This window comes from Paenibacillus nanchangensis, assembly GCF_046543445.1.
GTDB classification, from domain to species: Bacteria; Bacillota; Bacilli; order Paenibacillales; family Paenibacillaceae; genus Paenibacillus_AQ; species Paenibacillus_AQ nanchangensis.
Window position 1 is genome coordinate 15,183 of record NZ_JBHOFD010000052.1, and the last position, 22,824, is coordinate 38,006.

Annotated in this window: 20 protein-coding genes; 16 read left to right on the top strand and 4 right to left on the bottom strand. The window is 52.3% G+C overall.

Annotated features, from left to right (window positions below; all coding sequences use genetic code 11):
- Window positions 1-30 precede the first annotated feature (30 nt).
- The 5 genes from ACE6ED_RS27445 to ACE6ED_RS27465 are packed head-to-tail and all read left to right on the top strand — an operon-like array spanning window position 31 to window position 5,342.
- Window positions 31-993, top strand: a complete 963-nt coding sequence (locus ACE6ED_RS27445) for an ABC transporter permease (protein ID WP_410830639.1) — start codon at window positions 31-33, stop codon at window positions 991-993.
- A 14-nt stretch (window positions 994-1,007) separates the two neighbouring features.
- Entirely contained in the window at window positions 1,008-1,871 is an 864-nt protein-coding gene (opp4C, locus tag ACE6ED_RS27450; RefSeq protein WP_410830640.1) for an oligopeptide ABC transporter permease, read from the top strand.
- Between the two features lie 15 nt (window positions 1,872-1,886).
- A complete protein-coding gene (locus ACE6ED_RS27455; protein WP_410830641.1) occupies window positions 1,887-2,870 on the top strand; it encodes an ABC transporter ATP-binding protein in 984 nt (327 codons plus the stop codon).
- Window positions 2,867-3,865 carry an ABC transporter ATP-binding protein gene (locus tag ACE6ED_RS27460; protein WP_410830642.1) on the top strand — a complete coding sequence of 333 codons (999 nt, stop codon included), beginning with the start codon at window positions 2,867-2,869 and terminating at the stop codon, window positions 3,863-3,865. Before ACE6ED_RS27455 ends, ACE6ED_RS27460 begins: the two co-directional genes overlap by 4 nt.
- 25 nt (window positions 3,866-3,890) lie before the next feature.
- Window positions 3,891-5,342 carry a Sapep family Mn(2+)-dependent dipeptidase gene (locus tag ACE6ED_RS27465; protein WP_410830643.1) on the top strand — a complete coding sequence of 484 codons (1,452 nt, stop codon included), beginning with the start codon at window positions 3,891-3,893 and terminating at the stop codon, window positions 5,340-5,342.
- Between the two features lie 82 nt (window positions 5,343-5,424).
- On the opposite strand, the gene ACE6ED_RS27470 is transcribed toward ACE6ED_RS27465, so the two are convergent.
- Window positions 5,425-6,309, bottom strand: coding sequence for a CHAD domain-containing protein (locus ACE6ED_RS27470; RefSeq protein WP_410830644.1), 885 nt, complete (start codon window positions 6,307-6,309; stop codon window positions 5,425-5,427).
- A gap of 196 nt (window positions 6,310-6,505) precedes the next feature.
- Here ACE6ED_RS27470 and ACE6ED_RS27475 point away from each other — a divergent pair, with 196 nt between their 5' ends.
- Window positions 6,506-7,378: a lipoate--protein ligase family protein gene (locus ACE6ED_RS27475; RefSeq protein ID WP_410830645.1), complete on the top strand. Its 873-nt coding sequence runs from the start codon at window positions 6,506-6,508 to the stop codon at window positions 7,376-7,378.
- 195 nt (window positions 7,379-7,573) lie between these two features.
- Here ACE6ED_RS27475 and ACE6ED_RS27480 read toward each other — a convergent pair whose 3' ends face one another.
- Window positions 7,574-8,539: a carotenoid biosynthesis protein gene (locus tag ACE6ED_RS27480; protein WP_410830646.1), complete on the bottom strand. Its 966-nt coding sequence runs from the start codon at window positions 8,537-8,539 to the stop codon at window positions 7,574-7,576.
- A 151-nt stretch (window positions 8,540-8,690) separates the two neighbouring features.
- Between ACE6ED_RS27480 and ACE6ED_RS27485 the strand changes: the two genes are divergently transcribed.
- The 6 genes from ACE6ED_RS27485 to ACE6ED_RS27510 all read left to right on the top strand — a co-directional run bounded on the left by ACE6ED_RS27485 (window position 8,691) and on the right by ACE6ED_RS27510 (window position 14,262).
- On the top strand, window positions 8,691-9,290 hold the full coding sequence (locus ACE6ED_RS27485) for a TetR/AcrR family transcriptional regulator (protein ID WP_410830647.1): 600 nt from the start codon (window positions 8,691-8,693) through the stop codon (window positions 9,288-9,290).
- Window positions 9,275-9,649: a hypothetical protein gene (locus ACE6ED_RS27490; protein ID WP_410830648.1), complete on the top strand. Its 375-nt coding sequence runs from the start codon at window positions 9,275-9,277 to the stop codon at window positions 9,647-9,649. Before ACE6ED_RS27485 ends, ACE6ED_RS27490 begins: the two co-directional genes overlap by 16 nt.
- Before the next feature lie 54 nt (window positions 9,650-9,703).
- Entirely contained in the window at window positions 9,704-10,045 is a 342-nt protein-coding gene (locus tag ACE6ED_RS27495) for an ArsR/SmtB family transcription factor (protein WP_410830649.1), read from the top strand.
- A gap of 161 nt (window positions 10,046-10,206) precedes the next feature.
- Entirely contained in the window at window positions 10,207-11,991 is a 1,785-nt protein-coding gene (locus ACE6ED_RS27500; protein WP_410830650.1) for a SulP family inorganic anion transporter, read from the top strand.
- A 333-nt stretch (window positions 11,992-12,324) separates the two neighbouring features.
- Window positions 12,325-13,020, top strand: coding sequence for a DUF1361 domain-containing protein (locus tag ACE6ED_RS27505; protein WP_410830651.1), 696 nt, complete (start codon window positions 12,325-12,327; stop codon window positions 13,018-13,020).
- A gap of 321 nt (window positions 13,021-13,341) precedes the next feature.
- A complete protein-coding gene (locus ACE6ED_RS27510) occupies window positions 13,342-14,262 on the top strand; it encodes a copper amine oxidase N-terminal domain-containing protein (RefSeq protein ID WP_410830652.1) in 921 nt (306 codons plus the stop codon).
- On the opposite strand, the gene ACE6ED_RS27515 is transcribed toward ACE6ED_RS27510, so the two are convergent.
- Complete coding sequence (locus tag ACE6ED_RS27515) at window positions 14,246-14,602, bottom strand: MGMT family protein (RefSeq protein WP_410830653.1); 357 nt, start codon at window positions 14,600-14,602, stop codon at window positions 14,246-14,248. The two genes, ACE6ED_RS27510 and ACE6ED_RS27515, sit on opposite strands and share 17 nt — an antisense overlap.
- Window positions 14,603-14,961: 359 nt before the next feature.
- Here ACE6ED_RS27515 and ACE6ED_RS27520 point away from each other — a divergent pair, with 359 nt between their 5' ends.
- The 4 genes from ACE6ED_RS27520 (at window position 14,962) to ACE6ED_RS27535 (ending at window position 21,433) form a co-directional block, all read left to right on the top strand.
- Window positions 14,962-15,774 carry a class I SAM-dependent methyltransferase gene (locus tag ACE6ED_RS27520; RefSeq protein ID WP_410830654.1) on the top strand — a complete coding sequence of 271 codons (813 nt, stop codon included), beginning with the start codon at window positions 14,962-14,964 and terminating at the stop codon, window positions 15,772-15,774.
- A 1,060-nt stretch (window positions 15,775-16,834) separates the two neighbouring features.
- Window positions 16,835-19,150, top strand: coding sequence for a glycosyltransferase family 39 protein (locus ACE6ED_RS27525; protein WP_410830655.1), 2,316 nt, complete (start codon window positions 16,835-16,837; stop codon window positions 19,148-19,150).
- Window positions 19,151-19,197: 47 nt separating this feature from the next.
- Window positions 19,198-20,202, top strand: a complete 1,005-nt coding sequence (locus ACE6ED_RS27530; protein ID WP_410830656.1) for a glycosyltransferase family 2 protein — start codon at window positions 19,198-19,200, stop codon at window positions 20,200-20,202.
- A gap of 463 nt (window positions 20,203-20,665) precedes the next feature.
- Window positions 20,666-21,433, top strand: coding sequence for a hypothetical protein (locus ACE6ED_RS27535; protein ID WP_410830657.1), 768 nt, complete (start codon window positions 20,666-20,668; stop codon window positions 21,431-21,433).
- Between the two features lie 522 nt (window positions 21,434-21,955).
- Here the strand turns inward: ACE6ED_RS27535 and ACE6ED_RS27540 are convergent.
- Window positions 21,956-22,522, bottom strand: coding sequence for an FAD-dependent oxidoreductase (locus tag ACE6ED_RS27540; RefSeq protein WP_410830658.1), 567 nt, complete (start codon window positions 22,520-22,522; stop codon window positions 21,956-21,958).
- Between the last annotated feature and the right edge of the window lie 302 nt (window positions 22,523-22,824).

The window sequence follows — 22,824 nt, forward strand, 5'->3', positions numbered from 1 at the left end:
CGGATTGTTGCTGGATAAGGGGGCAAGGGGATGAGTAGATATATCGTACGCAGATTGCTGCAGGCAATCCCTGTTGTCTTTGGCATCTCCATTATCGTGTTCGCCATGATCAATCTGCAGCCAGGGGACCCCTATGCCACAATGATTGATCCTAATGCGTCACCGGAGGTCAAGGAGGAATTGCTGCAGAGGGTGGGTTATTACGATCCGCTGTACGTAAAGTACACAAAGTGGGTTTCCCGTGCCGTGCAGGGGGATCTCGGTTATTCCATCCACTATAAATCGCCAGTGACGGAAATTATCGGCAGCAGGGTTGGCAATACGCTGTTACTGGCTTTGGCAGCATTGGCGATTAGTGTGGCAATTGGCTTGCCGGTAGGGATTATCACTGCTGTCCGCCGGAATTCTATCATTGATTACGCTGCCACCTTTTTTGCCTTTATCGGTTTATCTCTGCCTTCCTTTTTCTTTGGCATGCTGCTGATCAAGTACTTTGGCGTCGACTTGAAGCTGCTGCCAATATCGGGAAAGCAGACTGTCGGGGTGAATCACCAGGGGTGGGATTATGTGGTTGATGTCGGACGGCATCTACTCCTGCCGGCGGTTGTGCTTGGACTGATGAACACCGCCGCGCTGATGCGCTATATGCGCTCCAGTATGAGCGAAATTCTGAATCAGGATTACATCCGTACAGCCAAGGCGAAGGGGGTCTCAAGGCGCTTCGTACTACTAAAGCATGCTATGAAAAACGCACTGAAGCCGGTTATCACTATTTTATCGTTAGAGATTCCCACGCTTCTGTCAGGGGCTCTGTTGACGGAGACGGTTTTCTCCTGGCCCGGGATTGGACGCTTGAACTTTGAAGCAGCCTTAAATCGGGACTATGTGTTGATTATGGGGATCGTGATGATGCTTGCCTTGGTAACTCTATTGGCTAATCTTATTGCGGATATATTGTATGCGGTTGTTGACCCGCGAATCCACTACGATTGAGGGGAGAGATGAGGATGAGTAGAGCAGAGCTGCTATCCCCCGGTCAGATCGCCTGGATCAAATTTGGAAAAAACAAACTGGCGGTTGTAGGCTTGACTATGTTGATCCTGCTCGTATTTTTGTCTGTGGCTGCCCCCATTTTGACAGGGTATGATCCCAATGACATTGATCTGTTCAATATCGAAACGCCTCCTTCATCAGAACATCTGCTGGGGACGGATGAATTGGGCCGGGACGTCTGGTCGCGGTTACTGTATGGGGGGCGGGTGTCTCTGCTGGTAGGGATCTGCGCCACGGGCCTGCAACTGGCTATCGGCGTTACGCTTGGGGCAGTGTCCGGATATTTCGGGGGCTGGATAGATTCCCTTGTGATGCGGTTAACCGACATTGTAATGAGCTTTCCCTTCTATGCGATAGCTATTTCATTAGCTGCTTTGCTAGGGGCAAATGTTTGGAATGTAGTTCTTATTATCGGAGTATTGAACTGGACGGGAATTACCCGCATTGTACGGGCTGAGGTGCTCTCATTGAGGCAGCGTGAGTTTATAGAGGCAGCCAGGGCCATTGCCCTGAATCCTGCAGAGATTATATTTCGGCATCTGCTGCCCAATGCGCTGGGACCCATTATCGTATATGCCACATTAGGGATTGCAACGGGAATTCTTTCGGAGGCGGGCCTCAGTTTTCTGGGGCTTGGGGTTAGTCAGCCGCAATCCAGCTGGGGCAATATGCTATCCGCAGCCCAGAGTATGCGGGTGCTGAGCAGTGAATGGTGGCTCTGGGTTCCGCCTGGAGCTATGGTGTTCACCATGGTGTTGTCTATCAACTTTCTGGGTGACGGTCTGCGCGATGCGTTGGACCCTACCTCCACAACGTAGGAAGGAGGGATCGGTTTGGAACAAGGGCAGGAGCCATTGATACGGATTGAGAACCTATCCATTGAATTTGGCAAAAAGGGCAGCCGCACCCCAGTCGTACATAATATCAGCCTAACCATTCACCGGGGCCGGACGTTGGGGTTGGTAGGAGAGTCAGGCTGCGGCAAAAGCGTTACATCGCTAGCGATTATGGGGCTGTTGCCCCGGAATAACACTGCTGTGAACGGAACGGTATCCTTTGGCGGAGACAACCTGCTGAAGATATCCGAAGACCGAATGGAGAAACTAAGGGGCAATCGGATATCCATGGTTTTTCAGGAACCCATGACTTCGTTAAATCCGGTGTTTCAGGTTGGAGATCAAATTAGCGAGGTTCTGCGTATTCACCAGGGTTTGCGGGGAGCGGCCAATCGCAAGCGCTGTATAGAGGTGCTTAAAATGGTGCAAATCCCCGATGCTGAGCGGGTGTATCAATCTTACCCGCATAAATTAAGCGGAGGCATGCGCCAACGTGTCATGATCGCGATGGCGATCTGCTGTCAGCCTGCATTGCTCATTGCCGATGAGCCTACTACCGCTTTGGATGTGACGACGCAGGCGAAAATTCTCGATGTCTTCCGGGATCTTCAAGGCCAGATGAACACAAGTATGCTGTTCATCTCGCATGATCTGGGTGTCATCGCGGAAATTGCCGATGAGGTGGCTGTTTTGTACGCCGGAAGGATTGTGGAACAGGCTAACGCCGGGGTGCTGTATGACAAGCCTCTGCACCCCTATACGTACGGGTTAATTCATGCGCGTAAGATTGCAGAGCACGAGGAGAAACGAAGGCTGTACAGCATCCCAGGCATGGTGCCAAGCCCGTATGCCCGGCATCAAGGGTGTCCCTTCGCCCCAAGGTGCAGCTTGCGTCAGGAACGGTGCGATACGCAGCTTCCGGAATTGGAGGAAGTGGAGCCAAATCACTTTGTCCGCTGCTGGGAGGTGCAGAAAGGATGACACAGCCGCTGATTCAGGTCAAAAATTTGGCCAAGCATTATCCACACGCAGGCGGATGGTTTGCACGCGCCAAGGGTTCAACGAAAGCAGTGGATGGTCTGTCTTTTGATATCCAAAAGGGAGAAAGCTTTGGACTTGTAGGTGAATCTGGTTGCGGGAAATCGACCACCGGCAGGGCAATTCTTAATTTGACCGAGCCTACAAGCGGCTCTATTACCTTTAACGGGCGGGCCATATTCGACTCGGCACAGAATGTGCATTTGGCTGGCAGCCAAATGCGGTCCCTTCGGCGAGACATGCAGATTATTTTCCAAGACCCATACGCGAGCCTCAATCCCCGCATGAGTGTTGGGCGAATCATTGCGGAGGGCATAAAGAAGCACCGTATTGTTCACGGCAAAAAGGCATGGGAGCTGGCCGGCGACTACCTGGAGAAGTGCGGCTTAAGCCGCGACAATCTGCAAAGGTATCCCCATGAGTTCAGCGGAGGGCAAAGGCAGCGTATTGGCATTGCCCGCGCGCTGGCGCTTAAGCCGCGTTTTATCGTTGCAGACGAGCCCATTGCCGCGCTCGATGTTTCTATTCAGGCGCAGGTGCTTAATCTGATGTCTGATTTAAAGGAAGAGTTAGGGCTGACCTACTTGTTTATCTCGCATGATCTGAGTATTGTTCGTTATTTTTGCGATCATATCGGAGTAATGTACCTGGGGAATCTGGTTGAGGTAGGGACCAAGGAGGACCTGTTTCACAATCCGCTGCATCCGTACACGAAAGCGCTGCTCTCTTCGATTCCTATCGACAAACCGGGGCAGCGTAAGGAACGGATCCAACTGAACGGGGATATTCCCAGCCCGTCTAATCCTCCTTCGGGCTGCAAATTCCACACACGCTGTCCCTATGCCGTAGATCACTGCCGCCAAATCGCTCCGCAGATGCAGCAGGCGGAAGGGGAACATCTGGTATCCTGTCATCGTTGGCAGGAAATAACGGGTTGAATTTGGGAAGGGGTTAGAGAACAGGATGAAACAATTGACTGCGCATGAACGGGAGCTCTTGAAGAAGGTTGAGTTATGGCTTGAAGAGCATCAGGAGGAGTTGGAGCGGGACATTGTGGAATGGGTGCGCATTCCGAGTGTACGCCGTGACTGGGAAGGGATCGAAGGGGCTCCGTTTGGCAGGCCTTGTGCCGAGGTGCTTGAATTGGCGCTGAAACGGGGTGCAGAGCTTGGATTTCGTACCGAAAATCATCAGGGCTACGCCGGTTCCATCCTATATGGGAACCATGAACGAGATATCGGAGTGGTAGGACATCTGGATGTTGTACCCGAAGGCGACCACTGGATTTATCCTCCCTATGAACCTACAAAAAAAGGCGACTTTCTAATCGGAAGGGGAGTAAGCGACAATAAGGGAGCATCGGTTGCCGGGTTGTACACGGTTAGAATCCTCCGGGATTTGCAGATTCCCCTTGAGCACAATATCCGTATTATCTATGGCTGCGCCGAGGAGACAGGCATGGACGACCTGGCTTATTTCGTCAAACATGAGCCAGTGCCTGAGGTGTCGCTGGTGATTGATGGTGCTTTTCCTTTGAACAACGGTCAAAAAGGCGGTTTTAACGCAAGGCTTTTCATTCCGGTAGGGAAGCAGCTTGGCAGTCTGCGGGGAGGTACGGCTGAAAACAATGTGCCTGATTACGCCCAGGTGGTGCTGCAGGCAGGGAACCTGGATAAAGTTCAGTCGGCCCTCACCGGGCTGCCCCAAGACCTTGCGGAGCTGGTGAAGGCTGAACCCCATCCGGATGGCGTAATCGTGTATGCCCGGGGCCGGGCCGGGCACGCTGCTTTTCCTGAAGGCTCACTGAATGCAATTTGGGTACTGGCTGAAGCGCTTAAGCTTAGCGGACAGTTTGAAGAAGACGATCGGCGTACGCTTGAATTCCTGTCCTCATTCCTGGCGGATTATTATGGGGAAGGAGCAGGCATTGCCTCTGAAGACGACCTATCCGGCAAGCTAACGTTAAACGGCGGCATCATCCGCCCTTATCAGGACGGCTTGGAGTTGTTTGTGGACATTCGCTATCCCGTTACCGGAGATGCCGAGACCGTTAAGCAGCGTCTTGAGCAGCGCATTACGCCTTACGGTGTTCATATTCTGGATGTGAGAAACAGTAACCCCTATTATATTGCGAAGGACGACCCCAAGGTTCAAACGTTGCTGGACGCCTACAATAGCATAAGGAATGAGCAGGCAGAGCCTTATGTTATGGGCGGGGGCACGCATTCAAGGGTGCTTCCGGGCGGTATTACTTTTGGCCCGGGATTCCCTTCCTCTGTGAGTGTAAAGCCGGATTTTCTGCCTCCCGGCCACGGCCATGCCCACGGGCCTGATGAGGCATTGCATTTGCCTTCTCTATTAGAGGCGATCAAGATTTATGTCTTGGCTTTGATTTGGCTGGATAAGACCTTCTGATAGAACACAGAGACCCGCCTTATACAATGTCACCCAGGGCTATTCCGACACAACATCCGAATAGCCCTTTTTTATTGTCAGCTTAACCTCTATCCACGACCGTATTTGCACGAAGCGCCTCCTCAATTTCGGCTTTCAATGAACCAGTGAGCCGCTCCCACGCTTTTTTGCCGGCTCCGAGCTCCTCGGGACCGATGTCTTCAATCGTCTCCAGCCAGACGCGTTTGTCATTAATTTCGCCAAGCTCGCTTTGAACGCCTTTGTAGAGCTGCTCGTGGGCATGGAATTTCTGGTCCAGCGCAAAAGAGGCCGCATTTGCGGTATACCTCAGCTCTTTGGCTGCGATCCGCAGCTTGTGCAGCGCGTCGAACGACTCCGCCGAAGGCGAGCTTTCTTTGCGGAACAGCGTTTTGCAGCGCTGTTTGTTCTGCTCAAACGCGACCTCCAGCTCACGCATGACGCGGTTCGGATCGGTTTTCTCCACCATGGCCGGGAGCCCGTTGCGGATGAAGTCCTCCCACGCGGCGTCCATCTCTTCATTTGCCAGCAGCGGCAGTTTGTCCGCGAGCTTTTTGCGGTAGCGTTTCCGCTTTTGTTTGCGCAACTCAATCACGGCTTTCAGCAGAGCGGCGCTCTCCTTATCCCCTTGTGTTTTGGCGTCTCTGCGCTTTAGTTTAAAAGCTTCAATCAGCACGTCTTCGTCGCGGACCTTTCCCAGCCGTTTCTGGGCCTTCTTGAACAGCGGGTAGAGTCCCGAAGTATGGCCGGGATCGAGAATGGACAGCAGCGTCAGCAGCTTGCGGCTGTTGACACGGGCCTGGTGGATGTCCTCATCATCAAACTCCTTCACCGCTTTGTCCGCGTAATCCCGGAACTTGCGGTATAGTCCGCCAAGCGCTTCCTCCCACCGCTGCAGTTTGCCGGACGTTCCGCTGGATTCGGCTTTTGCCGTTTGTTCGGCTGTCATGGGGCATCACTCCTTTTCTCATAATTAGACGAAAAGCGGCCGGGACAAACAGCAGGCTGCGGAGAAGTGCGGGGGAGTGTGGGCAAAGCCAGCAGGAAGCCTTTGGTTTTGCGGGTCCGGCGGTTTCTCGTTACAATATAGAAAATGGTTATTCCGGGATCAAAGCGGATATAACGGCAACGGGGAGGAAAAGCGGATGTTAGAGGAATTCGGGGCCCGAAGCGGTGTGCTGCCGCCGCAAATGGCGGTCTTTGAGCATCTCGGGGAAACGGATGCGGAGAGCGGGCTGCTGCTGCCGTTCGCATTCGAGGAGACACTATGCCGAGATGTCGGAGAGTCGCTGATTCAGCCGTCGGTCCATCTATGGAGCCACCCGGCAGGCCTGGTGCTGGGACTGCGGGACAGCCGGCTGCCGTATGCGGGACGGGCCATGGAACGGCTTGAGCAGCGCGGGATCCGGACAGCGGTCCGCCATTCCGGCGGCGCGGCCGTTCCGCTGGATGCCGGCGTCGTGAATGTTTCGCTGCTGCTGCCGCGGCCGCGGGGATCGCTGGATTTTCACGACGACTTCCGGCTGCTTGCCTCGCTGATCACGGAGGCCGTCGCCTGCAGCCATCCCGGCGCGGCAGCCGAGGTGCGGGCCGGCGAGGTGCAGGGCTCTTATTGCCCCGGCGATTACGACCTGGCGATCGGCGGCCGCAAGTTCTGCGGCATTGCCCAGCGGCGGCAGGCCAAGGCCTATTTTGTTCATGCCTTTGTTGTGGTTGAAGGGCAGGGGACGGTCCGGGGAGAGCTTGCCCGCAGCTTTTACGAAGAAGCAGTGGGGGATGCGCAGGGCTGCGATTATCCGGTTGTCCGCCCCGAGACGATGGGTGCGCTGGGAGAAATGGGCGGCCCAGGGGAGGCGGCGGTCTTCTCGGACGGTATCCTGCAGGCGCTGCGGAACCGGGGCGTGATGCTGCGGAACGCCGGTCAAGTGGAGGCAGAGACAGGGTATACGCTGGACTATGCCGACAACAGAGTGCAGGAGGCCGAGCGGCAGCTGCGTGCGCGGTATGCACGGGGCTGATTGGACATTGGCGTGAGAAGCCAGTTTCTCCGCGGCGACAGAGCGGCCAGAGAAACCGGCCGGCACAGCTTATCCAACTGCAGAAGGCTCAAAAAAACACCGTCAGCTTTGGACGAAAGAGGTCTAAAGTCTGGCGGTGTTTTCTTTAACTTGCGCTTCTATTAACTGGTATGTTCCGGTGAACCGTATTATCTATTACAGCTGCTTCGCGATTGGACTTGCTTTTTTACCCATCATATAAATTCCAATCCAGGCTAACATTAATAAGATCTGAGCTAAAACGACCAGCCACAATACTTCCGTGTAACCTCCGATAAGGCAAAATATAGTATTTACCAGGGGGAACCCCAAGAAAGTAAACATGATAGGAAAATCTTTTTTGGGAGTGATTGAATAAATAATCTTTCGGTCCCAGAACTTCAGAAAAGCTAGTGCGAGAATTCCGGCTGTTATTGCAGAAAGTGCAATCAACATCACCCACTGCATATTAGAGGTTCTGGCGAAGAACGGCCCCATATAATTAAAGAAGTTGGATAAAGGGGAGAACATACAAGCTAAGGACAGAATTGCCGCCAGAAACGGATAGATATAACCAATTGATTTACTGTAGCCTTTCTTTTTATGCCACCATTCACCAATTAGAATAAAGACGGTCCAGTATCCCGCTATATAAATCCACCCTGTAAAATTCATCACGGGTTCCCCATAGATTTGAGGTTCACCGGACAAAGGATAATAAGTCCATCTTGCAATGAGTCCATCCGTAGTCTGAAATATCTGTTTAACGGCCACTGGGTCCAATGAAAAGTCGAAAACCATAGCGCTCAATCCCGTAATAAATGGTTTAGTCCAGGACGGTATATTTACAGACTTTAGAACACGCAAAGTGGAATAAATGATCAGAAACTCAATAATAGGGACAGTAATCGGTATATTAAATAACATTAAAATACTCCGCCCATATGCGTAGAAACCTTCCCCAAGAGATGAAGCAGTAATTTCAAAAACGGCTGCGTAAAAAAACACAAAACCTATAAATTGCAGTAGAACCGTTTTAGGATGCTCTTCCTTATCAAGGATATAGAAAACCATTAGAATAGCAGCAATTAAGACTATAATATCTTGAATAATCCATACAGGTACGACAGTTATATCACCCATATTGTTCCTCCAATTAATTTAATTTGAATCGAACGTTCAAATAAATTATAATAACACCGTGTTAGTAAAACAACAGACTGTTCGTTTGACTTATGTTCGTTATGTTGCAAATCACATTGGATTTGTTCATTATCATTTCGGGGGGGATATTATGTCAGACAAAAAAACAGATCATAGAGTGAAATATACAAAAATGGTTATAAAAGAAAGCCTGTTGAAGCTGTTGACAGTACGGTCCATCAATAAAGTTACGGTGACAGACATTTGCAGAGAAGCAAATATTAATCGCAACACCTTTTATTCACACTATGCTAATCAGTTTGAGCTTCTTTCAACGATCGAAAATGATCTTTACGAAGAAATTAAGCAACTTGGGATTAATTCTTCAGACGTTAGAACACCTGAAAAGCTGTCTCATGAACTATGTAAGTATATAAAAGCGAATAAAACGATATGTGAGGTTTTGTTCTCCGACCATGGCGATAAAGAATTATTAGAAAGAATCCTTTATATCAGTCACGATTTAACGATTGAGCAATGGAAGCAGGAATTAAAATATTTTGATCCACAATTATTTGAGTCTTGGTATACGTTTACCGCTCATGGCAGTATAGCCATTATTAAAAAGTGGGTGAATGGTGGTCTGAAGGAAAGCCCCAGTAAAATTGCAGCTTTTATTGATAAAGCCACAGAGGCAGTATCCAAAGCATTTTATTCCGAAAAAGAGGATCCGACATGCAAATTACAATGAAATCCACCGGTCCGAAGGCGGGCGAGGTTGTCTTCAAATCGCCGGCCGGCGAAGGCCGGGGAATCTGGTGCGGCGGACCGCTGCCGGAGGGGCCGGTTGAAGTGGAGTTTGAATTTCCCGAACTGCTGACTAGGTGGCTTGACGTTGCTCCCGCCGAAGAACCGGGTGAACGTATTCGGACTGAGAACGGGAAGGTTGGTTTTACGGGTATACTGGAGAGCATAGATGAAGACGGTACAGCCTGCCTGCGCCTTGACGGCTCGATTCTGATGTTTGAATGTATGGGCGAACCGCTGCCTGTCGGCGGCTGGGTGGAGGCATGGGCGGCCGAGATTAGGATTTATCCGGTCTATTTATGATATGATGGCAGTACTATTTACCCGGAAAGATAGAAAGGTACAAGGAGCATAAGTATGAACAGCAATATTCAACAATTCAAAGCCGAATTTTTCAAAGCGCTTGCCCATCCTATGCGGATCCGGATTCTGGAGCTGCTGAGCGAAGGCGAAAAAAACGTCAATGAGCTGCAGGCGATTTTGGGTTCCGAAGGATCCGCCGTATCCCAGCAGCTTGCTGTCCTGCGCGGCAAAAATGTCGTAACCAGCGTCAAGGAAGGCACCACCGTCATCTACTCGCTGCGCGATCCGCTGATTAAGGATTTGCTTGGCGTAGCCAAGCAAATTTTTGACAACCATCTGGTCAATGCCATTTCGCTGCTTGAGGAAATGCGCGGAAGAACAGACGCCAAGCTGTAAACACATTCCATCTTCTCTCTCCTTCAATTGTCCTGAAACATAAAATGGCGTATTGCGCGGCTTTTTGTCGGTGTTTTGCCGTTGACAATGAGGAGGGGGAGGAGTAATGTTCTTCTTATGTTTAAATAATCAGATATTTAAAGAGAAGAAGGTTAGAGAATATGGATGGGTGGGGCCGGTTTAAAGGCTACAACATGGCTTGGTTTCGCAGGGATCTGATCAGCGGCGTCATTGTTGGCGTCATCGCCATTCCGCTTGGGATGGCTTTTGCCATTGCTTCGGGAGTGAAGCCCGAATACGGCATTTACACGACGATCGTCGCGGGTATTCTGATTTCGCTGTTTGGAGGTTCGAAGTTCCAGATTGGAGGCCCAACTGGCGCCTTTATTCCAATTTTGTTCGGCATCGCTATGGAGTATGGCTACGAGAACCTGCTGATCGCCGGAATGATGGCAGGTGTAATCCTGATTATTATGGGACTGCTCCGTCTTGGCGTGCTGATCAAGTTCATCCCGAAGCCGGTGACGATCGGGTTCACCGCCGGCATCGCCGTCATTATTTTTAGCGGGCAGATCGCCAATTTTCTTGGTCTGCGCGGTATCGAACGGCATGAAGGTTTTATAGACAACATGAGGGAAATCGCAGTTCATCTGGATACGGTCAATTTGTACAGCATTTTTACGGCAGGTGTCTGCCTGGCGGTCATTCTGATTGGCAAAAAAATGGTCCCGAAGGTGCCGGGTTCGCTGATTGGTCTAATCGCCGCCAGCGTAGTTGCCGCCGTATTCTTCAGCGGCAAAGTAACGACCATCGGTTCGGCGTACGGAGCGATCCCGAGCACGCTGCCGAGCTTTCATGTTCCGGAAATCACTTGGGGGCGTCTGGGCGATTTGCTCAAGCCGGCGTTCCTTATCGCTATGCTCGGCGCAATCGAATCGCTGCTGTCGGCGGTGGTGGCCGACGGCATGTCGGGTACACGGCATAACAGCAACCGTGAGCTGATCGGCCAAGGCATCGCCAATGTGGCGGCCCCGCTGTTCGGGGGCATCCCGGCGACCGGCGCTATCGCCCGGACCGCAACCAATATCCGCAGCGGCGCGGCTTCCCCGCTCTCCGGCATCATTCACGGGGTTGTCGTCTTTTTGATCCTGCTGTTGTTTGCGCCTTATGCTTCCCATATTCCGCTTGCCGCAATGGCGCCGATTTTGATGCTGGTCGCCTGGAATATGAGCGAACGCCATGCATTTATGCAGCTGCTCAAGACCCGGACGGGCGATTCGCTTGTGCTGGCGCTGACCTTCCTGCTTACTGTATTCGCCGATTTGACGGTTGCGGTCGAAGCGGGCCTGGTGCTGGCGGTGCTGCTGTTCGTCAAACGGATGGGCGAAACTCATTTTGTCTCCAAAGTGCTGCCTGATGCAGAGTCGGTCAAGGTGGTGCCGCATGCCGTTACCGAAGAGCATGATTGTCCGCAGATCGGCATTTATAATATCGAAGGCCCGCTGTTCTTCGGGGCGGCGTACCGGTTTGAATCGACACTGCCCAATGCGGGCGGCGGGAATCCCCCGATTATGCTGCTGCGGATGGGCAAAGTGCCGTTTATCGACACAACCGGTGAGGCGAATCTTGCCGCACTGGCCGGCGAACTGAAGCGGACCGGCGGGCGGCTGCTTATCTCCGGTATTCAGCCCCAGCCGCTGGAGCTGCTGAAGAAGACAGGGCTGTATGAGGAGATTGGAGCGGACCGGTTTTTTGAGCATACTGGCGAAGCCATTGTTCAAGCGCTGGGGCTGCTGAATCCCGCCCGCTGCAAAGGCTGCAGACATGCCGCATTCAGGGAATGCGCGGCGCTGTCCAAAGAGGAATCCGGCCGGAGTGCGGCAGGCGGCTTCAAGAGCCGGGTGGGGGGAACGATTCCGAACCCGGAGCTAGGCGGAAGCGTATAGTCTGCTGCGGAAGTACGGTACTGGCAGAGCAATAGGAACGGCTGAATCCCAAAGTGTGCAGAGGTCCGGGGCGGTGATCCGCTTCCGGGCCTTTTTTTCGTGCCCAGGCGAGTAATAGCTGCAGATCTAACGCAGCGGCTGCGGAAGGATTCGTGTAACGGCTGGCGGAAGGCAGCGGAACCTTTTTGCCGGAGAATGCGTTTAAACAAAAGAGGATGAATTGCATCAGGCTGCCGGTTTAGGTTACAGTGAGGCATGAATGGCCTCATGCAGCCGCGGACTTCGGATAACTATCGCGGTTCGGCGGCCTTTGGGAACGAAAGAGGGGATACCATGAAAGAACTGAACTACAGCAGAGTATTTTTATTTCTGACAGGACTTACGCTGGCAACACTTGCGGTGTATGGAGTGATCTGCTTGCGGACCGGCACGCGGCACGCTTTTTTAATCTGGAACCTGTTCCTGGCGTGGATTCCGTTCGGATTCTCCATGGCCGCTTACGGTGTTTCCCGGAAAACGTCGGGCATTTGGCTGCTGCTTCCGTTTGGGGCGGCTTGGCTGCTGTTTTACCCGAATGCGCCTTACCTTATGACCGATCTTGTGCATCTGACTGTAAAAGCCCGTTATTATTTGTCCGGGGGCGCTATCTCCAATGTGTACTGGTACGACCTGACGGTTATGCTGCTGTTCACCTGGACGGGATGGCTGACCGGCTTCTTCTCCATGTACCAGATCCAGGCGGTTGTCCGGCAACGTCTTGGGGCGGCAGCGTCTTGGGCATTTGTGCTGGCGGGCTGCGTGCTTGGAGGCTACGGCGTGCTGCTTGGCCGGGTTTACCGGCTGAACAGCTGGGACATTTTGACCGACTTGAAGGGGCTGATGACGCTTGTGGCCGAAAGCCTGAACCGGCAGTCGCTGTTCTTTAGCCTGTTTGTCGCGTTTATTTTGCTTGCGATTTACGGAACGCTGTATCTGCTGATTAATGGACTGGGGTCCGCGCGGAATGATTCGTTGAGCTTTCGCAAGTAAAAGGGAGCGGTTAAACGAGAAACGTTAACCGCCAGCCGTCAACGGCCAACCTCCAACCTCCAACCTCCAACCTCCAACCTCCAACCTCCAACCTCCAACCTCCTAGGGCTGCCTTCATATCCGCTCCGGCTGTATTTGCCGGGGCGTTTTTTCATTCGCAGCAACCGGAATCCTCAAATTGGCCGCAGTGAGTTCAGCCTCACCTGAATTTTTTAATCAGTCGATATAATTTGGCCCGCAGACCTAGCGTAACTTTACAGTTGAAGAGATCGTCTAACTATGTGGAATAATAAACCAAATTTAGCTGCGGAGGGAAAAAGAATGAGAAAACATTTTAAATATGTTACATGTGCCTTGTTAACCGGTTTGCAGTTAGTATTCATGGCGGAGGCGGCTTTGGCAAAAAGCCCGCAAGATATTCAAATCATGGTGAACAAGGACAGCGTGAATACGGATGTGGCCGCATATATCGACCATGGCACCACGATGGTTCCTTTGAATGTCGTGCAAAAAATCCCGGGAATCCAGGTTACATGGAATAATGCCAATAAAACAGTGACCATTAAACGGGAGGATGCGACAATTCAACTGGTCGCCGGGCAAAAAACGGCATCGGTCGGGGACAAAAAAATCAATTTGCCCGCAGCTTCCACGCTCAAAAAAGGCCGTGTAATGGTGCCCCTGCGGTTTGTGGCGGAGTCGGCAAAGGCCTATGTAAACTGGAATCCCTATACCCGGGAAGTTTATGTGGTGAAAGCGACCCCGGCGATGACCGAAAAAACCAAATCAACCAACCTGGCGGAAGCGCGCAAAGCAACGCTAAATCTCCCGACAGTGCAAACACTGAAGCCGATTACGGAGATTAAGGAGGAATTTATTCCTGATCATACGTATTATTTTCCCGAAGGCCGGGCGGACCAGGTGTTCAGAACCACTGGCAGCGGAATTGAATATCTGGAAGCGGTGGACGGTAGATTGGAACAAAAATGGCTGGCGCGGCTTGGGGCTAAGGGCGCCAAGGGGCCCTTTTTCCTCACTGGCCGCATCGAAGAAGAGGTTGGGAAGCGGCCTGAAATTACAGCTGACCGGGTTGTATATTTCAGAACCTTTTGGAAAATTGGTTCAGCCGAATACGGCTTTATCGACCAAAATGGCAAGGTGACAACTTTAGGGCAGCATGAAATGCCGAGCTCATACGAATTTTTTGAGGTTCCGGGGGAAAACGCTAAGACTCTTCGGTAGCAGTCTCCACTTCGGTAGCAGTCTCCATAGGGAGTTCAGGTTCATAGCGGTAGATGTTCAGATCTATAACTCCGTGAAGTCCAAATTCGACCCCTTCGCCTTCCAGGTACATCCGCTGAAGGAGATGCGATTCTTCATCGGCGATCGAGATGGTTCCCTTGGCACTGACAACCCGGTGCCAGGGCAGCCGCTGGCTGCGGCTCATGGAGTGCAGAATCCGGACGACTTGTCTTGCCGCGCGCGGACTGCCTGCACAGCGGGCGATTTGGCCGTAGGTCATTACTTTGCCTTCTGGAATCGAGCGGATGATGGCGATAACTTGCTCCGTAAATGGCGTCATGCTTGTACTCCTTTGCGATAAACTGGTGTGAAAGGGGACGGCGGATGCCGGGCTCCGCAATACGTCACATAGAAATTATGACCCGGCGTGCGTGTGATAGCAAGAGGGCGGTGTTGTGCCGGGCAGGAGGGCGGAGAACCGGGAACCGAGAACCGAGTACCGAGTACCGAGTACCGGGTATCAAGAGCAGGAGCCGAGGGCAGGAACCAAGAACCCGAGAAATGGATAAGAGAAACAAGAAACAAGAAACAAGAAACAAGAAACAAGAAACAAGAAACAAGAAACGGAAGAACACTTAGGGCAGCTGCTCATCCGCCGGAGGAAGAAATAGATTACTGTAATAGGAGAGGGGAAAGGGCATGAACAAGCATTCTGTTTATAGAACAAATATTATAGGTGCCGGCGAGGTTGGAAGCGCTATCTCGGCCGACATGGACAGAACCTCCATACATAAAACCAACAGCATTTTTTGGGATACCAAGGGAAACGACATCTTGGGCGCAACTTCGCTTCCTCTCTATGGCGCTTTTGTGTCAGAAGAAAAATGCCGGCTTTTTGGCGACGTCTCTGGAAAAAAACTGCTGGAAATAGGCTGCGGAAGCGGCGAATCACTGCAGTATCACGGGGAACGTAATGCCGCTGAGCTGTGGGGTATGGATATGTCGGAAATTCAAATTGAAAGAACGGCGCAGCATTTAAAGGCATGTGGTCTTTCCGCAAAATTGATTTGTTCCCCCATGGAAGAGGAGTGCGGCATACCGGAGGATTATTTTGACTTTGTTTATTCGGTTTATGCGATAGGCTGGACCACCGATCTTGAGGGGACTTTTTCCCGGATCGCCTCTTACTTGAAGAAAGACGGCGTATTTATTTTCAGCTGGTCCCATCCTATACACAAATGTGTGGCTGTGGAGGAGGACAAGCTAGTTTTTAAAAAACCTTATTTTGACGAATCATGGTATTCGGTGTCCCTTGGTGAAAGCACGTTAACCCTATCGGACCGCAAACTGTCAACCTATGTGAACGCGCTGGCCGCAGCGGGATTTGTCATTGAGCAAATGATTGAGGAATCGGATGAGGAGATGATGGGGTCCGGGAACAAACCCAGCGATTTTGCCAAAAAAGCCAAGCTGCTCCCGGTGACTTTTGTGATTAAGGCAAAAAAACTGTAAGACCCGGCTTAGGCAGCTAGCAGATGACTCCTGAATTCGTCAGGGGTCATCTTTCAGGTGACCGAAGAATGTTCCCATTAGGTGAAAATAAAGTGGATGAAGATGAATTGAGTGAATCTAATTTTTTAGAGGAGTTCCTATGTTATTTAGATACCTTAAAGGAGCAGGGTTATCATTATTTGTTGGTATTACTATCTTTCTCATGACTGTAGAGCTTACAAATGAATATCTTAAAACCCATCTTCTTTTCATTACCTTATATAACTACATCTGTTGCGTTATAGGTATTATAGCTTTTGTATTGATTTCTAAATTCAACCTATTCTCAAATCGAATTTTAGGCGTCGTTGTATTTATAATTTTAGGGGCGGTGGCATCATTTAGTTTTTTACCGTTATACTATATATTTATCGCAGGGTCTGTAGCCTTTTATCTCATTCAACTGAACCAAAGTAAGAGAGTATCAGTTATATCAGCAATCTCAGGTCCAGTTTTATTGCTTATTTTTCTAATTGTTTTGTAAAAAAGCGTGATCGTCATTGTGGACGACCACGCTTTTCTTAATTAGCCGTTACGAGAAAACTGAACATCCATTGGAGGAAACAATTGAAGCGGGCCATTCCCTTCAGCAATAGGGTCGTAGCTGTAACGTCCATATGAACCCCCTTCAAATACCTTTATAAGTGGCGGGTTCCCAGCAGATCCCCACATTGATACTTACCTCGGCTTTAGACCCCCGCTCCCCCCAAAAAAAAGCCCAAGCGACCGGCTGTGCCGTTCCATTGGGCTTTTTTGCTGCGCTTGCGCTCCGCAACCGGGGGTACCCGGCGGCACGGAACTCCAAAACCCGGTGCGGGAAATGGGCATTTTTTGCAACACTGGAATCCGTGTCTTCTAATGCCGCCCGCCGCAGGCGGATTTCAACCGGCCACCGCAACGTTCAGCAAACATTCAGCGGACTTTCATTCCGGGTTAAGGTGGGGATGCCATAATACAGCTACGAAACGGGCCGGTGATTCATGCATACCATTTGCCGGACAGGGAGAAGGAGTGGACAAGGATGAAAAAAACAGGGGGCAGGGCCCGGCGATTCGATCCCGTTCTTGCGGCCGTGTCGCTGCTTGCGGCTTTTTTGTACGGATACGGAATCTGGAATGACAGCTATGCCAACACGTATTACACCACTGCAGTCGGGAGCATGCTGCAGAGCTTTCATAATTTCTTTTTTGCTTCGCTGGATTCCGCGGGATCGGTGACGGTCGACAAACCGCCGGTTACGTTCTGGATTCAGACACTGTTTGCCTGGATGTTTGGACTGCACGGCTGGAGCGTTATTTTGCCGCAGGTGCTGGCCGGTGTCGGTTCGGTGCTGCTGCTGTATGTGCTGATCAAGCCGACGTTTGGACGGGCCGCGGCCCGGCTGGGCGCGCTTGCCATGGCGTGTACGCCGGTGGCTGCTGCGGTCAGCCGGACGAATAATATCGATGCGATGCTTGTCTTCACACTGCTGCTCGCTACCTGGTTCATGTTCCGGGGGACGCGGGCCGGCCGGACCGGCAGTCTGCTTGCGGCGTTTGTACTGGTGGGTGTCGGCTTTAACATGAAAATGCTTCAGGCGTACATGGTTCTGCCGGCGCTTTATCTGCTGCTCCTGCTGGCTTACCGGACGGGCTGGAAAAAGAAAGCCGCCGTGTTTGCGGGAGGCACCGCGCTCCTGCTTGGAGTATCGGTGTCCTGGGCACTGGTGGTCGATTCCATTCCTGCGGACCAGCGCCCTTATGTGGGCAGCAGCACGACCAACTCCGTGATGGAGCTGGCGTTCGGGTATAACGGCGTGTCCCGGCTGACCGGTGACCGGGGCGGCGGTGCCCCCGGAGCAGGCGGAGGCTTTCCCGGGGGCCGCACCGCTGACGATGCGGCGGGAGTGAACGCGGAGAATGCGCCAGCGGCCGGAGCAGGGCAAACGCCCGCGATGGACGGGGCGCGTGGCGGTACGGACGGAATACAGACAGGCACGGATCAGATGCAGACAGGCACGAACCAGATGCAGACTGGAACGAACCAGATGCAGACTGGAACGGGCTCAGCGCAGGCCGGGGGAGTGCCGGCAGCCGGTTCGGACGGCGCGGCCGATGGAGACGGGCAAAACAGTGCCGCACTCCCGGCAGACGGGAGTGACCGGTCGAACCGGGACGGAACGTTTGACGGCGGTCCGGGAGACGGCGGGGCTGCCCGTGCCGGCGCACGCGGTGCGGGTGGAGGAGGCGGGATGTTTAACACCGGTGACAAAGGCCCGCTCCGTTTGTTCCAGCAGGCTTTGTCAGGTCAGGCAAGCTGGCTGCTTCCATTTGCCTTGATCGGCTGCATTGGGCTGCTGCATGACTTGCGGAGACGAAACATCACCCGCAAGCATCAGGAGACGTTGTTCTGGCTGGCGTGGCTGATCCCGGTGGCAGGGTTCTTTAGTGTGGCAGGTTTTTTTCACGAATATTACCTTATTATGCTGGCGCCGCCCATTGCAGCGCTGGCCGGGGCGGGAGCGGTGGAGCTGTGGGCGCTGTACCGCAGCCGCCGCGGCTGGATGTCCTGGCTGCTTCCGGCGGCTGTACTGGCCGCTTCGGCCTTTGCGTGGTACGTGATCCAGCCGTATAACGAAACGATCGGAGCGGGCTGGTCGGCGGCGGTTGCCGCTGGAGGCGCAGCCGTGACGATAGCGCTTGTTCTGCTTCGGAGCAGCCGGTTCAGCCTGCTGGCCGCGGCAGCCGGCATGGTAGTGCTGCTGGCCGGACCGGTCTATTGGGCGGCGACGCCGATCGTCTACGGCGGGAACAGCATGATCCCGAAGGCCGGCCCCGGCGAAAGCCGCGACGGCATGGGCATGGGCATGGGCATGGCGTTCCCGCCTGCCGCCGCAGCACAGGGGGCGCCGGATTCGGCGGCTGCGCCGGGCCAAATGCCTGGCGGATTATCCGGGGACCGGGCTGCGGGGACTGTCCGCGGCGGAAACCCGGGCCGGAACAGCAGCGAAGGCGTGGATGAGAAGCTGCTTGTCTTTTTGAGGGAGCATCAGGACACCGACTACCTTTTTGCCGCAACGGACTACGGCACTGCAGGGCCTTATATTATCGACGAAGGCGAGCGGGTAGTGATTCTGAACGGCTTCTCCGGTTCGGATGTGGTGTATACGGAAGAGACACTCCGGCAGCTTGTTGAAGAAGGAAAAGTAAAATACTTTCTGCTCTCCGGCGGAGGTATGGGCGGCGGCCGGGGCGGCAGCTCCGAACTGACGGACTGGATACGCACGAACGGCAAGGAGGTTCCGGCTTCGGAGTGGCAGGGGACCGGCAGCGGTACGCTCTATGAGGTTGTACTTTAGGACAGCATACACATACCCCCATTCATAGCAGGGAAGGAGAGAATAGCATGATAAACAAGGAGACCCGGATACGATATTCGGTTATTATCCCGATGTACAATGAAGAAGCGGTAATTGGAGAGACCTACCGGCGGGTTAAAAAAGTGATGAGCCAAACGGGCGAGCCCTACGAGCTGATTTTCGTCAACGACGGAAGCGCGGACCGTTCCGCGGAGCTGATCTTCGATTACGCCGGGTTCGACGGCTGCGTGCGGCTGATTGATCTGTCCCGCAATTTTGGCCATCAGATTGCCATCACAGCGGGGATGGACTATGCAAAAGGAGACGCGGTGATTATTATCGACGCGGACCTGCAGGATCCGCCGGAGCTGATTCCGGACATGATCCGGGAGTGGAAGCAGGGCTATGAGGTTGTGTATGCACAGCGGATTAAGCGCAACGGGGAAACCCGGTTTAAAAAATGGAGCGCCGCCGCGTTTTACCGCATTCTCCGGTATTCCACCGATATTTCGATTCCAGTCGACACGGGCGACTTCCGGCTGATCGACCGGAAAGTGTGCGATGAACTCAAACGTCTGCCCGAGAAAAACCGGTTTGTGCGCGGACTGGTCAGCTGGGTGGGATTCCGGCAAAAAGCGCTGGAGTATGAGCGTGACGAGCGGTTTGCCGGCGAAACAAAATATCCGCTGAAACGAATGATTAAGCTGTCGCTGGATGGAATTACTTCATTTTCCTATAAACCGCTGAAGCTGGCGGGATATTTGGGGCTCCTTTTGTCCGCCTCGGGATTCCTGTATCTGCTGTTTGTGCTGTATCAGGCGTTGTTTACGGATGCTACAGTCAAAGGCTGGGCTTCGGTTGTCGGCGTAATGTTAACCTTTAACGGCTTTGTGCTGATTATGCTGGGGATTCTCGGCGAATACGTAGGACGCATCTACGACGAGACGAAAGGGAGACCGCTGTACATCGTGAACCGGGTGGAGGGAGGACAGGGGCAGTTCATTCCCGATTCGGAACAAAAGCCAGCTTTGCAGAGTGTGCTGCAGGGGTGAATATGGGCGGAGTTTGGGTGGAATTCTCGGGGCGGCCTTCCCCTTGCCCATAATCTATTAAAGCAAGCAGCCAATGACCAAAAACGCAAAGCAGCGATTCTCCAGTAACGGGAGAATCGCTGCTTTACTCAATTTTTGTGGTTTTAAGCATGAAGAAAGCTATCACAGTCAAAGAAGTCTACCTTTGGGATAGCCCCTTCTACATTTCTCCCATTGCCTCCGCTTCGCCCGCTGGTCATTAGAGATGAAGCTCGGTCCAGGAATAGCTTCCGTCCGCTGTGCTCCAGAGATATTCTTATGTTCAAAAGACTACACCAATGTGCAAACGATTGCCGATATGATTTTATCCAGAAAACTAATCCTATCCATTTTATCAAAAATTAACATGAAATATGTTTATTTTTGGTGCGTTATATGATATATTTACCCTGTATTTCATACCAAAAAAAGGAGATGTTGTAAAATGTTTGGGAAGATGAAGAAGAGTCTATCGATTTTGGTTTTTGCATCTGTCTTTATGCTAACGTTTGCGCAATCTGTCTTTGCCAGTGACCAGCCTGTTCAACTGACTTCAGCCAATCTATATCTTTACAAGTTTGGATACGTTGGATTTAGCGGCAATATCGAAGTAAGCAACCTGGGCAACCCAAAAACTGTAACCATTCACTATACTCCTGGAGACGGCCAGTGGTATGATACGAACGCCTCCTATCAAGGCCCAACGGACTCCACGCATGAAAAATGGGGTTTTGTGGTTTCCACCGATAACATAAACAACAATAATCCGCAGCTCGCAAATGCCGAAACGATTCAATTTGCAATTAAGTACGAAGTCAATGGACAAACGTATTGGGACAATAACAACGGACAAAACTATTCCGTCAGCCGTTTTAATCAAAGTTCAACCATACTTGGTAAACCGAACGTTTTTCGCGCTTACGATGATTTTTATGAGAACACCTTCTCGGGAAGTGTATATGTCAAAAATTTAGACTCCAGCAAAGAGGTTAAAATCAAATATACCACCGATAACTGGAATACAACCAGGGAAGGATACGCCAGCTACTCCATACCGGCAAACTCCGATGGCAGCGTAGAAATCTGGGATTTCAGCTTTAATAATATTGACCCAAGTGTTACGCAAATTCAGTACGCTATCTCCTACACCGCAAATGGACAAACGTATTGGGATAATAATTACGGGAACAACTACACAGTAAACCGCCGTTAATACAATCCGTGAACTTAATACTCTTCCCTTTATTTTGGAGCAGGATCAATGTGAGCCCTTGGGTGGATGCTCCGCGAAAGGACCGTTGTTCCAATCGCTGTTGTCCCCAGATTTTATTTATTCTCCTTAGCGGTGACAATCCGGGGACAAAGGCGAACGCTACCGCACCTCCACAAACGTTCCGTTCTCTCCGCTGTTTAAGCGGAAAAAGTTTTCTCAAATCTTTCTAAAATCTAAATGGACCAAAAACAGAAAGCAGCGATTCTCCAATAACGGGAGGATCGCTGCTTTTTTAACATTTGAAGCTTTTGAGAAGTTTGGGAATCTGACTCGTCAGCTGACAAACATTAGCGGGTTTCGGGACAGCCCTTTCTGTACACCACTACAAGCGGCTGCACCGGAAACGACTGCGCTGCAAACGGCTGCACCGCAAGCAATTGAGCCGCAGCCGACTGCACTGCAAGCGGCAGCAGCGCCGTCAACGGCTACAGCGCAAGCGGCTGCTGCCGATAGCGGTTCGTCTTAAGCCTTCAGTACGTCGTGGTCGACGTAACGTGTGCCGTTCAGCTCGCTAATGACGTTTATCGCGACCTTGGCGCCGTCTCCTGCGGTAATTACCGCATGTACGCTGACGCCGGCAACCGTACCCGCCGCCCAGATGCCTTCGATGTTCGTCCGGCCCGTCCGGTCAACGGCCACCACCGTTTTGATTCTTGGCTCCGTGCCGTCCTCCGTAGCGACGCCCGCTTTGGCGGCAAGGTCAGTCGCCACGCCTGTAGCAAGAATGACATGTTTTGCTTCGTAGGTCTCGCCCGATTCAAGGGTAATCGTAAACGCGTCGCCGGTGCGGATCAAATCGACAGCCTGGCCCGAAACAAGCTCCGCGCCGAACTTCACCGCCTGCTTGTGTCCCGTCTCCACAAGTTCGGGACCGCCGATCTCCGGAATGCCGTAGTAGTTCTCGTACCATCCCCGGCGGGTCATTCCTTTGTCGTTGTCGATGAGCAGCGTTTTTTTGCCGGCTTTGGCGGTGAACAGCGCTGCGCTTGCCCCGGCGGGTCCCGCTCCGATTACTGCGATTTCATACATCCTGTTAGCCTCCCCTGATTACATATTATTCCGGCTGGACGCCGATACCTTATTATAACTCCCTATGGGCGGAGTTCGCACGTGTCCCGCTTGTTTATACTGCCCCGGCTGTGCGGCGCGCTAGTGTGCTTCAGGATTTCATCCCAGATTCCCGCTTTTTGCAGCCGCCAGAGAAAGTATGGGTACGAGTTCACGGACACAGGGGACCTTATTTTGCTGATTTTTCCGTGTTTTGGCAAAGTTACGGACTGAGATGCATCTATTTACGCGGAGAAGCCATCGTTTGGATGTTTTCGGTACGA